A 14,777-nucleotide genomic window follows, 5' to 3' on the forward strand; every position below is an offset into this window, starting at 1 on the left:
TCGTAGGGCGGGTTACGCGGCTGCGCTGCTAACCCGCCCTACGCGAGCTCGAGCGCTCACGAACCATGGCCCAACACAGGCCTGATCACGTACACGCAGCGCCGCGCACCGGACAGCAAATGCTCCGCGCGCTCAACCTGACATGCGTCGCCCAGCACGCGCTGAAACACCTGCAGCTCGGACCTGCAAAACCCCTGGCAACTGGTCGCCGCCGCGCAGATAGGGCAATGGTTCTCGATCAGCAGCAAACTCCCGTCCTGCTGAAGCTCGGTCTCCGCCATATACCCTTCCGCGTCCCGCGCGCGCGCCAGCGCCTCCACGCGCCCGGCCAGCACATCGGCCCGCGCCGGCGGCGCAACCGCATCCAGCGCCGCCCTGTAGACCGCCTCGCTCTCCTTCTCCCGCGCAGCGATCAGCTTATCCATGCCCTCCTCGCCGAACAGCGAGCGCACCTGCTGGATCATCTGCAGCGTCAAGTCCGCATGCCGGTCCGGGAAGCGCGCATGGCCCGCCTCGGTCAGATGCCAGCGGCGCGACGGCCGCCCCACCTTGTCCGCCACGTCCTCAAACGCGACCAGCCCCTTCTCCTGCGCCGACTCAAGCTGGCGGCGCGCGCCCATCGAAGTCAGGTCCAGCAGCTCGGCCAGCTTCTGCGCGGTTTGCGGACCGCGCGTCTTCAGCAGGAAAAGTACATTGTCGGCAGTGTTCATTCGGGCGATTTATTCAAAGTCATCGGAGCGGCCAGGGGCAAACGCAAGCGCCACGCCTGCAACTGCCAGGCTGCGGCAGCGCTCAGCGCAGCACCCAGCAGCAATACCAGGCGGGTGTCGATCAGCGTCAGCACCGCCCCAGCAAGCGCCATCAGTATATTCGCCAGGCAGAAAGTAGTCGACAACAGTCCCATGACGGCGCCCTGCCCGTGCGCACCAAACCGGTCCGCCGCCCAGTTCTGCACCACCGCGTTGTAGAAGGAATTCGGCAAGCCGAACAGCACGATGCCCACCATGCCCACCCACAAATTGCCCAGCGCCACCAGCGCCACCGCACAGGCGATGCCGAACGCATGCAAGGAAGCGCGCTTGAGCGGCGCCGTGGCGCTCGGCCTGCCGGAGAACAGCGAAGACAGCGTCATCAAGCCGCACAAGCCCACGTTGATGGCGGCAATGCCCTGCGCGTCATAGCGCCCCACTTCCACCAGCCACAGCGGATAGAACTCATAGAACGCCGTCACGCCGCAGGTCACCGCCAGCTGAAGCTTGAACAGCGTGCGCAGTTCCGCGTGCTTGAGCAGATTCAGCGAATGGCGGTCGCGCGCCACCTGCCACCAGGACGTGGTGAGCGTGGACGGCGTTTCGCGCGGCAGCACCGCCATCACCACCAGCGCCACGGCCAGCAGCGCGCCGGCGGCGATCCAGAACGGCACCGTCAGGCCAAAGCCCACCGTCAAGCCGCCCAACAGCGGCCCGGCCAGCCAGCCGAAATGGAAAGCGCCGTTCAGCCAGCCGATGGCGCGGTTGCGCAGCGTGCCCTCAAGCCGTTCGGCCAGCATGGCGCGCGCCACGGCGCCGTTCCCTTCCAGCAGGCCGGTGGCGAAACGGGCCGCCAGGAACAAGGGATAGGATTCCAGCAGCAGTGCGCCCGCCGTCAGCGCATGGCCGAGGGCGGCGCCCAAACCGGTGGCCAGCAGCACCGGACGGCGGCCGTAGCGGTCCGACAGCGCGCCCAGCACGGTGGAGCCGATCAGCAGTCCGAGCGGGTTGATCATCACCGCCACGCTGAACAGCAGCTTGGGCGGCAGGCCCAGGAACTGGTTCAGGCCGGACTCGGCGCCGGACGCGAACAGCGGCGGCAATATGGGATACGGAAGCGAGGCCCCGATGGTGGACAGCAGGGCCAGCAGGCAGGCGGCGGCGATCAGCAGCGCATTTTTCATGATGAATCTCGGATTGCTGGAGTTCCATCAATATACCGGCGCGGCCAACATAAGTAAACTTTTATGTTTATTTATATGCGGATTCCAGGTGGGCGGTGAAGAAACCGATCAGGCTCTGCGGCGCATTCATGCCAAAGCACACCTCGAAGACTTCGCGCGCGCCCGCAGCGGCCGCCTCGGCGCGGGGAAACAGCGCCTGCTCGTAGGCGGCCAGCGCGGCCTCCAGGTGGCCCGGGTTGGCGGCAATGGCCTGGCCCAGTTCCGCGCCGTCCACCATGGCCAGATTGGCGCCGTCGCCGGCTGGCGCCATCACGTGCGCCGCGTCGCCGAGCAGTGTTACGCCTGGCACGCGGTTCCACCTGTGCCCGTCCGGCAGCGCATGGATGGGGCGAGGCACCGGCGCGGTATCGCTGTCCGTGATGAGCGACTTCAGCTCCGGCGCCCAGCCTTCAAATTCGGCGGCGATGCGGGACTTGGCGGCGGCGGCATCCTCGAAGTCGATATCCGCGATCCAATCCAGCGGCTTGTTCAAGGCAAGGTAAGCATGCAGCACGCCGTCCGGCTCGCGGTGCATAAAAATGCCCTGCCCCGGCGCCAGCGCGAACCCGGCGCCGCTGCCGGCCGCCTGCGCGCTCGGAAGGTGGCGATGGTCCGCATCGAAAAACCAGGTCTCGATAAAGGTGAACCCGGTATAAGCTGGCTTGGTCCCGGACAGCAGCGGCCGCACCCTGGACCACGCGCCATCCGCGCCCACCAGCAGCTCCGTGGTGGTGGCGGAACCGTCGCTGAACACGAGTTCATGGCGTCCGCCACCCAGCGAAGTGACCGCCGCCAGCTTGCGGCCCCATTGCACAGTCCCGTCGGGCAGCGACTCAAGCAGGATGCGCCGCAGCTCGCCGCGCGGAACTTCGGGCCGTCCGCCGGTGCCATCGTCGCCCATCTCGTGCAGCAGCTTGCCGTGCTTGTCCAGCACCCGCGTGGCCTGGCCGCCTTCATGAATGATGCGGGTGAACTCATCGAACACGCCCGCCGCCTTCAGCGCCAGCTGGCCGTCCTGTTCGTGGATGTCCAGCATGCCGCCCTGCGGGCGCGCGTCCGGTGAAGCATCCGCCTCGTAGACCGTCGCCGCGATGCCGTTCACATGCAGCACGCGGGCGAGCATCAGCCCACCCAGTCCCGCGCCTATGATGCCGATTGTTGTCATTTTGATGCCTTACCTTAGTTATGGAACGTCGTTCCACAGATATTGCGGCAAGCCACCAAGCATGTCAAGATGCGGCATGGTCAAGAACACACGCCGCACCCAACGCGGAGAAGCGTCGCTCTCACGGGACAGCATCATCGAACAATCCATCGCGCTGCTGGACAGCAGCGGCGAAAGCGGCCTGACGTTCCGCGCCCTCTCCGAGCAGCTGGGCACCGGCGCCGGCGCCATCTACTGGCATGTGGCCAACAAGGGAGACCTGCTGAATGCCGCCTGCGACAGCATCGTCGCGCAGGCCATGGCCGCCGCCGTGGACGGCGCCACGCCGAAGGAGAAAATCCGCGCCGCCGGCCTCGCCATTTTCGACGCCATCGACGCGCATCCATGGGTGGGCGCCGAACTTGCGCGCAGCCCGGGCAAGATGCCGATGGTGCGTATCCTGGAAGGCATAGGCCGGCAAGTCGGCGCACTCGGCGTGCCGGACCGCGCCCTGTGGCAGACCGCGTCCGCGCTGCTGCACTACATCCTGGGCGTGGCCGGGCAAAACGCCGCCAACGCGCAATTCGCCCGCGAACACGAAGCGGACAGGACGGACTTCCTGGGCGCCGTTGCCGACGACTGGTCCAAGCTGGACGCCGTCGAATACGCTTTCACGCGCAGCATGGCCGCCCATCTGCGCGACCACGATGACCGCAGCGATTTTCTTGCAGGGATAGATCTAATATTGGCCGGAATAGCGCCCGCGCTGTGACAATGTGTGAGCCTTTGCGGTACCGAAAGCGCTTATAGTTGCCGCATGAAAATTCTGTTGCCATTCCTGCTAGCGCTGTCTACCTTACCCGCGCAGGCCGAGATATACAAATGGACCGACGCCAACGGCAAGATCCACTACTCGGACCGCCCGCAGGACGGCGTCGACGCCAAAGTCCAGCCGATGCGGGGCGTGCAAGCCACCTCCTCCACCGCCGCCGCAAAAGACGACTGGCGCGAGCGCGAGCAAGCCTCCCGCAAAAACTGGCTACGGCAGACCGCCTTGGAACGCCGCGCAGCCAGCCAGGAAGAATCGGCAAAGGCCAAGCAGGAGCCATACTACCCCAGCGCCAACCGTTCCAACAACGCGATGAGCGACGAAGAACTCTGCACGCGCGACCGCCAGCAGATCGAATACGCCGAAAAGACCAAACACCTCTCCATCACCCACGGCGGCAACTCGCCGCAGCGACTGACAGAAGCACAGCGCCAGGAAGTGATCCTCGAACGCAAAACCAACCACGCGCTGACCTGCGGCAGCGGCAGGCGCCACTAGCAAAACGATGGGGGGCAGCCCGCCAGTTTTCGATACCGTCCGAATACTAGGAGTGATATGAGAGAAAGTGCCGAGCAAACACGCCAAGTGCCAAAGGCAATCATAGGTTTACTGTTGGGAATGGGATTGGGTGTGCTAGTAGCCGCAGCGCTTGGCACCAATATGACGTTCGGGCTCGGCATGGGCATGTTTGCAGGACACGCATGCGGATATTGTATAGACCGAAGCCAACCAACACGCAGCCGCCTTGCTCTTGGTACCTTTGCCTTGGCGCTTGTCGCGGTCTGTGCCTATTTTGCCTAACTTTATATTGATAATAACGCGCACATGAAAAAATTCCTTTTGGCTGGTACAGGCGCTGCAATTGGCACCCTGATTTACACTTATTTTTTAAGTAGCAGCCATGATCTTGACTGGTACCGCGCTGCATTTGTTGGCATGTTCAGCGGTGTGTGCATGGCTGTATGGCCTAAAAAAATCGATAACCCGTCAGCGCACAAAAAATTACCACACAAATGAAATTTCAGCTTCGACATTGAAAGTAAATTTCTTGAAATATCTTCTTTGCATAATTGCGGCCTCTTCTTTCGCCAGCGCGCAGGCAGCCCCGTGGCAACCTGCGAACGGAAATAAACAAATACCGATCTGGCCTGGAGCAATCCCGGACGCCAAGTCAAGCACTGGGCCTGAAGAAGTGACGCTGCAAGACAAGCGGCTCGTCGCTGGTAAATCTTGGTTGGAGGTGGCCAATGTCACACGACCAACGATGACGGTTTACCCGCCAACAGGACCGAACACTGGCGCTGCCGTTGTAGTTTTTCCAGGCGGCGGGTATTGGCACCTGGCTATCGATCTTGAGGGAACGGAAGTCTGTGATTGGCTCACATCGATAGGTGTGACATGTGTACTTTTGAAATACCGGGTTCCCGGATCCGGTCCACATTGGGATCAGATCCGCAACATGCGTGTCATCCCGAAAACGCACACCGCGCTTCAAGATGCCCAAAGGGCGCTGGGGCTCATTCGCCACAATGCCTCCGACTGGAAAATCGATCCGAACAAGATTGGCGTTCTCGGCTTTTCCGCTGGCGGGCACTTGGTCGCATCGATCAGTACGCATGGTCAACGCATCTATTCGCCTGTTGATGACGCCGACAAGGAGAGTTGCCTCCCTAACTTTGCAGTGGCTCTGTACCCTGGGCACATGTCGATAAACTACAAAGCTGACTTATCAAGGCTCAATCCAACCATTAAAGTCACCAGCCAAACGCCTCCAACGTTTCTGCTTCATGCGCAAGACGATCCGGTAGACCCCGTCGAGTTTTCTCTGCTTTATTATGCGGCACTAAGGAAGGAAAATGTACCCGCTGAGATGCACTTGTTCGCCAATGGCGGGCACGCGTTTGGCCTTCGCGCAACAAAGTCGCCAATCAAGAAGTGGCCCTTGCTGGTCGAAACGTGGCTTGGGACGATCGGAATGATCCCGGTGAAATGATGGCATACTGAATGCCGTCGCAGGTTCGGCCGGAAACGGAGATTGATGATTTAGCAGTCATAGGAGACCGAGCATGCCCCAATTCGAAATAACTGAAAGCGAGCTTATCGTCCATCTCGATAAGTGGGAGCAGCTCTTTTCCTTTGTTCATAAGGTGAAGGTGCCGCTGAGTCAAGTCGTTGCCGTAAGGGAAAATAACGGTCTGGACGGCTTGAAACTTGGCTGGCGTCTTCCGGGAACACATATCCCATTTGTACTCGCAGCTGGCACGTTCATTTCAAAAGGCGCCAGGCAGTTCGTGTATAGACGCGGGGGACTTCAAACTGTAGTAATCGATTTAAAGGGGAACGCGTGGGCACGGTTGATAATCGGCATAACAGATGCAAGCCGGGAAACTTTGCGTATCAATGCTGCTATTAGCTCTTGCGCAGCGTAGTGTGCTACCGCCTGGTACGCTTATGCAGAATAGTTTTCTATCGTATATACAGGAGTAAATCTTTGAATAAGTGGCAGCGTCGTGGACTTGGCATATTGGCTCTCGGTGGTGGGGCAATTGGCTTCAGTTCAATTATGAACACACACCTGCAGCGTCAGGCCCCCTCGACAAATTCTTTTATAGCTATTGTGCTTGCCACAGCATTTTTCCTGTGGGGCGTATATTGCGGCGTGCAGATGCTCGAGGGCAATCGGAAAGCACTATTTCAGAATGCCGTCTTCTGGCTAGTTCAGGCTCCTTTACTGCAATCACCTGCTCTCGGCTACGCGGCGTTTTGCGGCGCCCAGGCGCAAGTCCTTGTCAAACTGTCTCCGGTAGAAGTCGGCATTTCCGGCTCCGTACTCGGCGCGCAATTTGGCCTGAACCTCGGACAGCCTGGCGAACGTATCGCCATAGGCGTAAATCTCTTTGCGCTATGCATTTCATTTTGGCTTATGCAAAAGTACGAACGGGCGGCCCCAACATCGCCCCTCGGCGCGGCCACCTCCGTATGACTGGATGTACATCGGTTGAATCCGCAGGCGGAAGCCGCCAGCCACCTAGCGCAACCTGTAAGATGCAATCTAAGCAACTACAACCGATAAGGTCCACCACATGCGCATCAGCACATTACCCCGCAGTTTTCTGATCGCGATCACCATGTTGGTTTCGGCGCTGACAACCACACCAGTCCATGCTGACGAAACCGGTATCCAGGCGCCCAACGTCGTGGCCATTTCGCCGACGATTGTAACTTCAGGCCAACCGACCGCTGCGTCCCTTTCCCAGCTCGGGAGCCAAGGCTTCCAGGCTGTCATCTACCTCGCGCCGCCGACTGTCTCCGATGCCGTTGCCGACGAGGCGAACATCGTCCGCAGACAGGGCCTGGAGTTCATCAACATCCCTATCGAATTCGGCGAACCTACCGAGGCCGACTTCGAGCAGTTCGTCGTGGCGATGAAGCGGTTTCAGGGCCGCAAGGTGCTGATTCACTGCCAGGTCAATATGCGTGCGTCCACGTTCACGTTTCTGTATCGCGTGACACAAGCGCACGAAGCGCCCGAACAGGCGTATCAAGCGGTAGCGCGGGTCTGGTCTCCAAGAGGCCCGTGGAACCGGCTGCTGACGTCCCAGTTGCGCAAGGCGGGGATAGCGTTTGAACCTTACTAAGCCGAACGATTCAGAAGGAAATACCTTGAAGCAGAACGTCATTGTCGTCAGCGATAACACCGATCCCGAATTCGAAAAAGCGATAGGCAAAGGATTGGACGAGTTCAATCTCCAGACATCGGGCTTAAGCGACCGCCGCCCCCTGTGCGTGATGGTGAGAGATCCCGACACCAATGAAATCTTGGGCGGAATAGTCGGAAGAACGTCACTCGGGCTGGCGTTTCTGGACCTGTTTCACCTCCCGGACTCCCTGCGTGGCTCGGGACTGGGCACAAAGATCCTGCAAGCATTCGAAGACGAAGCACGCGAACGGGGCTGCCGTTCAGCCGTCCTTTACACCATCAGCTTCCAGGCGCCCGGATTCTACAAGAAGAACGGGTGGAGGAGTTTCGGCGAAATTGAGTCTGACATTGAAGGCGTCAGCCGCATATTCATGACCAAGAAACTGTATTGAAAAGTGGAGCCTTCCGGCTCCACCCAGTCCAACGCCAGCTACTTGCTCAGCGGGATGAGCGGCGGATCGCCCTCCCCCAGCATCATATAAACCAGCAGCTTGGCCGGCTTGGTGGCGCTGGCGTTGCGCGACATTCCATGCACGATCAGCGGCGCTTCGTACCAGGAGTCGCCGGCCTTGTAGGTCACGGGCTTGCCATCGGCCAGTTGCGACTCCACTTCGCCCTCCAGCACGTAAGCGAACACGGAGCCCGGATGGCGGTGCGGGATGGAGGCCTGGCCTGGCGCATACGTCACTGTCACCAGCACGCCATGTTTGCCTGGCGCGTCGGGCAGCGGCAAATGCTGCAGCATGCCCAGGACTTCCTTGCCGGTGGCGGCGTCAACGTGACCTTCATGGGCTTGCGCGCCCAAGGACAAGGACAGCGCGGCGACGGCCGCCGCCGCCACGATCAGGGATTTGCGTAGCATGGCGGCGCTCCCTTACAGTGCAGGCATCTTGCGGAAGCCGATCGCCAGACGGTTCCAGCCGTTGATGGCGTTGATGGCCAGCGTCACAGCCACCATTTCCGATGCATTGAAGTGCTCCGCCAGTTCGGCGTAGACCGCGTCCGGCGCATGGGTGTCGGCGATGCGGGTCAGCGCTTCGGTCCAAGCCAGCGCGGCGCGCTCGCGGGCGGTGAAGAACGGGGTTTCCTGCCAAACCACCAGGCCGCTCAGGCGGCGCTCGGTTTCGCCGGCCTTGCGCATGTCGCTGGTGTGCATGTCCACGCAGAAGGCGCAGCCGTTGATCTGCGACGAGCGCAGCTTGATCAGTTCAACCAGCGATGGCTCCAGGCCCAGTTTGCCGACTGCCACTTCCAGGGCGATCATGGCTTTCATTGCGTCTGGGTTGGCGGTGTAGAAATCGATGCGTGCGTTCATTTTGCTGCTCCTTCAATGTGTGGGTTAGTGAAGCCATTGTAGGAGGCCAAAAGCCCTGCGAAGGATGCCAATTCCGGGGAAATTGTGCAGACCAAGAGTCCAATCCCTTGCCAAGCCGCTGGAATCCGGGCAGCCTTGTTAACCATGGAACTCCACATCACTATCGAAGGCCGCAAGGACCTGGCCGGGCAGGTTTACCGCCAGTTGTCGGATGCCATCCGCAGCGGGCGGCTGGCGGACGGCCAGCAACTGCCCCCTTCCCGTCTCCTGGCCGAGCAGCTTGGCCTGTCGCGCAAGACCGTGTCCGAAGCCTATAGCCGCCTTACGCTGGACAAGCTCGTGGTGGGCCGCGTGGGCGCAGGCAGCTTTGTGCAAGCGCCGGCCGCGCCGCGCCGTGGCAGCATGGCCCCCGCCGGCCTCGCCGGATTGGCCAGCGCCGACATCGTGCGCAAATGGGACAGCATGCCCACGCCGCTGCGCCATCCGCTGCCGGAAGGCCGTTCGCGCTATGAATTCATCGGCGGCTGCGCCACGCCGGGCCACTTCCCCATGGACGAATGGCGCCGCTGCGTCACCCACGCCCTGCGCCAGGACCCCGCGCTGCGCGGCCGCTACTCGGACGCAGAAGGCCTGCCGGTGCTGCGCGAAGCCATCGCCCGCCACATCGCCTTCGCGCGCGGAGTGGCCTGCACGCCCGTCAACGTGGTGGTGACCAATGGCGCGCAGCAGGCGCTGGACCTGCTGGGACGGGTGCTGCTGGAGCCGGGCTGCGCGGTGGCCGTGGAAGACCCCGGCTACCCTGCCGCGCGCGGCCTGTTCGCCAGCCAGGGTGCGCAGGTGGTCGGCATACCGCTGGACGCCGAAGGCATGCTGGTGGAGCGCATACCGGACGGCACGCGCCTGATCTACGTCACCCCCGCGCACCAGTTCCCGCTTGGGATGCCGATGAGCGTGGCGCGCCGCCGCGCCCTGCTGGCACGCGCGCGCGACATCGGCGCGATTATCGTGGAGGATGACTACGACAGCGAATTCCGCTACGAAGGCCGTCCGGCGGACTCGCTGCAAAGCATGGACAAGCACGGCATTGTGGTCTTCGTCGGCACCTTCTCCAAGGTGATGCTGCCCGAGCTGCGTCTTGGCTACATGGTGCTGCCGGACGCGCTGCTCAACGCGGTACTGACCGTCAAGCACCTGACGGACTGGCACACCGGCACCATGAACCAGCATGCGCTGGCCAAGTTCATCGGCGACGGGCATCTGCAGAAGCACATCCGCCGCTGCCACGGCATCTATGCCTTGCGGCGCGAGCGTTTGCAGGCGCTGTTCGCCACGCTGCTGGCGCCTTGGTTCGAGCTGGTGCCGGCCGAAGCGGGCTTCCACCTGGCGGCGCTGTGCAAGCGGGAGGTCGATATCGATCTGCTGATCCGGCTGGCGCGGCGCGCCGACGTGGGCTTGTATTCGCTGGCCAATTTCTATGCCGACCAGCCGCCTCAGCAAGGCCTGTTCCTCGGCTACGGCGCCATCGACACGCTGGACATCGAACCCGCCCTCACCCGCGTGCGCGACATTCTGGTGGAGATGGACTGAGCGGGACGCTCAACCGAGCAGGCGCTCCGTGCCATGCGCGTAGCAGACGAAGCCGCCGCCGCGCGCGAACGCCACCAGCGTCATGCCGCAGCCTTCGGCCAGGCGCACCGCCGCCGCCGTGGGCGCCGAGATCGCCACCAGCGCAGACACGCGGGCCATGGCGGTCTTCTGCACCATCTCCACGCTGGCGCGGCTGGTGACAAGCACAAAGCCGGACGACGGGTCCAGGCGGCGGCGCGCCATCATGCCTATCAGCTTGTCGAGCGCGTTGTGACGGCCCACGTCCTCGAACACGGCCTGCAATTCGCCGTTCGGCCCGCACCATGCGGCTGCGTGGGCAGCGCCGGTCAAACGGGCCAAAGACTGCGCGCCGGTCAGCGCGGCGAGCGCGGTGGAGATGGCGGCTGGCGTCAGCACGCGGTCCGGCGCGAGTGCGGGCAAGGCGCGGTAGACCTGGTCCAGGCTGTCCACGCCGCACAAGCCGCAACCGGTGCGCCCGCTCAAGCTGCGGCGCCGCTCCTTGAGCTGCGTGAAAGCGCGCGCCGAAACCTCCAGCTTCACGGTCAGCCCGCCGCAGGCCTCTTCGATGTCGATGCCGTAGCATTCGCCTGTATCGTTCAAGATCCCTTCAGTCAGCGAGAAGCCCAGAGCGAAGTCTTCCAGATCGGCCGGCGTGGCCATCATCACCGCGTGAGAAATGCCGTTGTACTCCAGCGCCACCGGCACTTCCTCGGCCAGGTCATCCATGCCGTCCAGACGCTCCCCGCGCGCGATCCGGCGCACGCTGTGGCGGGAGGACGTTGGCGAAGAATTTTCAAAGAAAGCGCTCATCCAGTCATGATGCCATAGACTCAACTGATGCGGCTTTTAGCCCGTAGGGCGGGTTAGAGAGCCGAAGGCTCTCGTAACCCGCCAATGCTTGCGGCTCGACGAATCATGGCGGGTTACGTCGGCCAAGGCCGTCTAACCCGCCCTACGGTTTGCCCGCTGTTGTCCAGAGCTTCCAGGTCGATATTATCAGTTTCCGGTGCCCCTCCCGCCCAGACCATTCCACAAAAGCAACAGATACATCACAGATACAATTCCGCAAACACTTTATTTTTGTCATGGTGCTACACTGGTCTGATCTCAGGACGATGATGGAGGCAGCTATGCACCAGATGTCGCGGCGGCAGTTCCTACGGGTAACTGGCGCCACCCTGGCAACGTCGAGCATTGCAGCGCTCGGGTTTGCCCCCACCACGGCGCTCGCCGAAGTGCGGCAGTACAAGCTGCTGCGCACCACGGAAACCCGCAACACCTGCCCCTACTGCTCGGTGGGCTGCGGTATCCTGATGTACGGACTGGGCGACGGCGCGAAAAACGCGGCGGCGCGCATCATCCACATCGAGGGCGACGCCGACCACCCGGTCAACCGCGGCACGCTGTGCCCCAAGGGCGCCAGCCTGATCGACTTTATCCAGAGCCCGAACCGCCTCAAGGTGCCGGAATACCGCGCGCCCGGCTCGTCGGAATGGAAGCAGCTGTCCTGGGACGATGCGCTGGACCGCATCGCCAAGCTGATGAAGCAGGACCGCGACGCCAACTTCATCGAGAAAACGGCGGACGGCAAGACCGTCAACCGGTGGCTCTCGACCGGCATGCTGGCCGCTTCGGCCTCCAGCAACGAGGTCGGCTACCTGACACACAAGACCATGCGCAGTCTCGGCATGCTGGCATTCGATAACCAGGCGCGTGTATGACATGGTCCGACGGTGGCAGGTCTTGCCCCGACGTTTGGCCGTGGAGCGATGACGAATCACTGGGTCGATATCCGCAATGCTGATGTAATCCTGGTCATGGGCGGCAACGCTGCCGAGGCCCACCCTTGCGGTTTCAAATGGGTGACCGAGGCCAAGGCGCACCGCAAGGCGCAGCTGATCGTGGTCGATCCGCGCTTTACCCGCACCGCTTCGGTGGCCGACTATTACGTGGCCACCCGCACCGGCACGGACATCGTGTTCCTGGGCGCCGTCATCAACTACCTGCTCACGACGGACAAGATCCAGCGCGAGTACGTGACGAACTACACCGACATGCCCTTTATCGTGCGCGAGGACTTCGCGCTGAACGACGGCCTGTACTCGGGCTACGACGAGGCCACCGGCAAGTACGCGGACAAGTCCAGCTGGGACTATGAAAAAGGCGAGGACGGCTACGCCAAGGTCGACCCCACGCTGGAGCACCCGCGCTGCGTCTACCAGCTGATGAAGAAGCACTACTCGCGCTACACGCCGGACCTGGTGGAGCGCGTGTGCGGCGTCCCCAAGGACAAGTTCCAGAAAGTGGCGGAGATGCTGGCCTCCACCGCCGTGCCGGGGCGCGCGGGCACCATCCTGTACGCGCTGGGCTGGACCCAGCATTCCACCGGCGCGCAGACGCTGCGCCTGGGCGCCATGATGCAGCTCCTGCTTGGCAATATCGGCATCGCGGGCGGCGGCATGAACGCGCTGCGCGGGCACTCCAACATCCAGGGCCTGACCGACCTGGGGCTGATGACCAACCTGCTGCCCGGCTATATGACCTTGCCGAACGAGCCGGAGCAGGAACTGGACGGCTACATCAACGCGCGCGCCCTCAAGCCGCTGCGGCCGAATCAGCTCAGCTACTGGAGCAACTACCGTAAGTTCCACGTGAGCCTGATGAAGGCCTGGTGGGGCGCGGCGGCGACGGCGGAAAACAACTGGGCCTATGACTACCTGCCCAAGCTGGACAAGCCTTACGACCTGATGCAAGCCTTTGAGCTCATGCATCAAGGGAAAATGAACGGCTACATCTGCCAGGGCTTCAATGTGCTGGCGTCCGCGCCGGACAAGCAGAAGGTGACGGAGGCGCTGTCCAAGCTGAAGTTCCTGGTGGTGATGGACCCGCTGGCGGTGGAGACGGCCGAATTCTGGAAGCCGCACGGCGACTTCCACAAGGCCGATCCGGCGCAGATCCAGACCGAGGTGTTCCGTCTGCCCACCACCTGCTTCGCCGAGGAGCGCGGATCGCTGGTCAGCTCTTCGCGCGTGCTGCAGTGGCACTGGCAAGGCGCGGAGCCGCCGTGGCAGACCCGCAGCGACCTGGAAATCATGTCCGGCATTTTCCTGCGGATGCGGAAGATGTACCAGGCCGAGGGCGGCAAATTCCCCGACCCTATCGTCAACCTGACCTGGCCGTATGCGCAGCCGTTCAGCCCCACGCCGGAGGAACTGGCGATGGAGTACAACGGCAAGGCGCTGGCGGAGGTGACCGATCCCAAGGACGCCACCAAGGTGCTGGTGAAGAAAGGCGAGCAGCTGGGCGGCTTCGCGCAGCTGCGCGACGACGGCTCCACATCCTGCGGCTGCTGGATCTTCGCCGGCTGCTGGACCCAGGCCGGCAATCAGATGGCACGGCGCGACAACAGCGATCCGACCGGCATAGGCCAGACCCTGAACTGGGCCTGGGCCTGGCCGGCCAACCGCCGCGTGCTGTACAACCGCGCCTCCGCCGACACCAAGGGCAAGCCTTTCGACCCTACCCGCAAGCTGGTGGCCTGGAACGGCGCCACCTGGGGCGGCGCGGACGTGCCGGACTTCAAAGTGGACGAGCCGCCCGAAAACGGCATGGGGCCGTTCATCATGCTGGCCGAAGGCGTGGCGCGCTTCTTTGCGCGGGCCGGCATGGGCGAAGGCCCCTTCCCCGAGCACTACGAGCCGCTGGAGAACCCGCTGGGCTACAACCCGCTGCATCCGAAGAACCCGCGCGCCACCAGCAACCCTGCGGCGCGCATGTTCAAGGACGACAGGGCCAAGCTGGGCAAGCACGAGGAGTTCCCGCACGTGGCCACCAGCTACCGTCTCACCGAGCACTTCCACTTCTGGACCAAGCACGCGCGCCTGAACGCCATTATCCAGCCGGAGCAGTTCGTGGAGATCGGCGAGGACCTGGCGAAAGAACTGGGCGTGCCCAATGGCGGCAAGGTGAAGGCGTCGTCCAAGCGCGGGCAGATCTTTGCCAAGGCCGTGGTCACCAAGCGCATCAAGGCGCTCACCATCGAGGGCAAGAAAGTCCACACGGTCGGCTTGCCGCTGCACTTTGGCTTCAAGGGCGTAACCCGTCCCGGCTATCTGATCAACACGCTCACGCCGTCGGTGGGGGACGCGAACACCCAGACGCCGGAGTACAAGTCCTTCCTGGTGAAGGTCGAGAAAGCTTAGGAGAACC

15 protein-coding genes are annotated in these 14,777 nt (G+C 62.6%); 9 read left to right on the forward strand and 6 right to left on the reverse strand.

Translation table 11 applies throughout. The features are described from left to right. Window positions 1-56: 56 nt before the first annotated feature. The 3 genes from KT882_RS20485 to KT882_RS20495 all read right to left on the reverse strand — a co-directional run bounded on the left by KT882_RS20485 (window position 57) and on the right by KT882_RS20495 (window position 3,137). Window positions 57-710: a helix-turn-helix transcriptional regulator gene (locus KT882_RS20485; protein ID WP_228893164.1), complete on the reverse strand. Its 654-nt coding sequence runs from the start codon at window positions 708-710 to the stop codon at window positions 57-59. Beyond that, window positions 707-1,933: an MFS transporter gene (locus tag KT882_RS20490; RefSeq protein ID WP_228893165.1), complete on the reverse strand. Its 1,227-nt coding sequence runs from the start codon at window positions 1,931-1,933 to the stop codon at window positions 707-709. The genes KT882_RS20485 and KT882_RS20490 overlap by 4 nt, the downstream gene beginning before the upstream one ends. Before the next feature lie 67 nt (window positions 1,934-2,000). Beyond that, complete coding sequence (locus KT882_RS20495; protein WP_228893166.1) at window positions 2,001-3,137, reverse strand: FAD-dependent oxidoreductase; 1,137 nt, start codon at window positions 3,135-3,137, stop codon at window positions 2,001-2,003. A gap of 76 nt (window positions 3,138-3,213) precedes the next feature. On the opposite strand from KT882_RS20495, the gene KT882_RS20500 reads away from it, so the two are divergent. The 7 genes from KT882_RS20500 (at window position 3,214) to KT882_RS20530 (ending at window position 8,037) form a co-directional block, all read left to right on the forward strand. Then, window positions 3,214-3,888: a TetR/AcrR family transcriptional regulator gene (locus KT882_RS20500; protein WP_161070704.1), complete on the forward strand. Its 675-nt coding sequence runs from the start codon at window positions 3,214-3,216 to the stop codon at window positions 3,886-3,888. 57 nt (window positions 3,889-3,945) lie between these two features. Continuing rightward, on the forward strand, window positions 3,946-4,443 hold the full coding sequence (locus KT882_RS20505; RefSeq protein WP_228893167.1) for a DUF4124 domain-containing protein: 498 nt from the start codon (window positions 3,946-3,948) through the stop codon (window positions 4,441-4,443). A gap of 403 nt (window positions 4,444-4,846) precedes the next feature. Further along, window positions 4,847-5,938, forward strand: a complete 1,092-nt coding sequence (locus tag KT882_RS20510; RefSeq protein WP_228893168.1) for an alpha/beta hydrolase — start codon at window positions 4,847-4,849, stop codon at window positions 5,936-5,938. 73 nt (window positions 5,939-6,011) lie between these two features. Further along, window positions 6,012-6,374, forward strand: coding sequence for a hypothetical protein (locus tag KT882_RS20515; RefSeq protein WP_161070701.1), 363 nt, complete (start codon window positions 6,012-6,014; stop codon window positions 6,372-6,374). A 62-nt stretch (window positions 6,375-6,436) separates the two neighbouring features. Then, window positions 6,437-6,928, forward strand: coding sequence for a hypothetical protein (locus KT882_RS20520; protein WP_161070700.1), 492 nt, complete (start codon window positions 6,437-6,439; stop codon window positions 6,926-6,928). A 100-nt stretch (window positions 6,929-7,028) separates the two neighbouring features. Continuing rightward, the gene (locus KT882_RS20525; protein WP_161070699.1) at window positions 7,029-7,583 is read left to right on the forward strand and encodes a protein tyrosine phosphatase family protein; all 555 of its coding nucleotides are present in this window, start codon (window positions 7,029-7,031) and stop codon (window positions 7,581-7,583) included. 25 nt (window positions 7,584-7,608) lie between these two features. After that, window positions 7,609-8,037: a GNAT family N-acetyltransferase gene (locus KT882_RS20530; RefSeq protein ID WP_161070698.1), complete on the forward strand. Its 429-nt coding sequence runs from the start codon at window positions 7,609-7,611 to the stop codon at window positions 8,035-8,037. Window positions 8,038-8,075: 38 nt separating this feature from the next. On the opposite strand, the gene KT882_RS20535 is transcribed toward KT882_RS20530, so the two are convergent. Together KT882_RS20535 and KT882_RS20540 are read right to left on the reverse strand one after the other, a co-directional pair. Continuing rightward, window positions 8,076-8,507, reverse strand: a complete 432-nt coding sequence (locus KT882_RS20535; protein WP_161070697.1) for a cupin domain-containing protein — start codon at window positions 8,505-8,507, stop codon at window positions 8,076-8,078. 12 nt (window positions 8,508-8,519) lie between these two features. Then, window positions 8,520-8,960, reverse strand: a complete 441-nt coding sequence (locus KT882_RS20540; protein WP_161070696.1) for a carboxymuconolactone decarboxylase family protein — start codon at window positions 8,958-8,960, stop codon at window positions 8,520-8,522. Between the two features lie 144 nt (window positions 8,961-9,104). On the opposite strand from KT882_RS20540, the gene pdxR reads away from it, so the two are divergent. Then, the gene (pdxR, locus tag KT882_RS20545; protein WP_228893169.1) at window positions 9,105-10,547 is read left to right on the forward strand and encodes a MocR-like pyridoxine biosynthesis transcription factor PdxR; all 1,443 of its coding nucleotides are present in this window, start codon (window positions 9,105-9,107) and stop codon (window positions 10,545-10,547) included. Between the two features lie 9 nt (window positions 10,548-10,556). Here pdxR and fdhD read toward each other — a convergent pair whose 3' ends face one another. Then, window positions 10,557-11,378 (reverse strand): formate dehydrogenase accessory sulfurtransferase FdhD, encoded by an 822-nt coding sequence (gene fdhD / locus KT882_RS20550; protein ID WP_228893170.1) that lies wholly within the window; start codon window positions 11,376-11,378, stop codon window positions 10,557-10,559. Between the two features lie 320 nt (window positions 11,379-11,698). Between fdhD and fdnG the strand changes: the two genes are divergently transcribed. Further along, entirely contained in the window at window positions 11,699-14,770 is a 3,072-nt protein-coding gene (gene fdnG / locus KT882_RS20555; RefSeq protein ID WP_228893171.1) for a formate dehydrogenase-N subunit alpha, read from the forward strand. Window positions 14,771-14,777: the final 7 nt, after the last annotated feature.

The sequence above is a fragment of the Pseudoduganella aquatica genome (genome assembly GCF_020865585.1).
Taxonomy (GTDB): Bacteria; Pseudomonadota; Gammaproteobacteria; order Burkholderiales; family Burkholderiaceae_D; genus Rugamonas; species Rugamonas aquatica_A.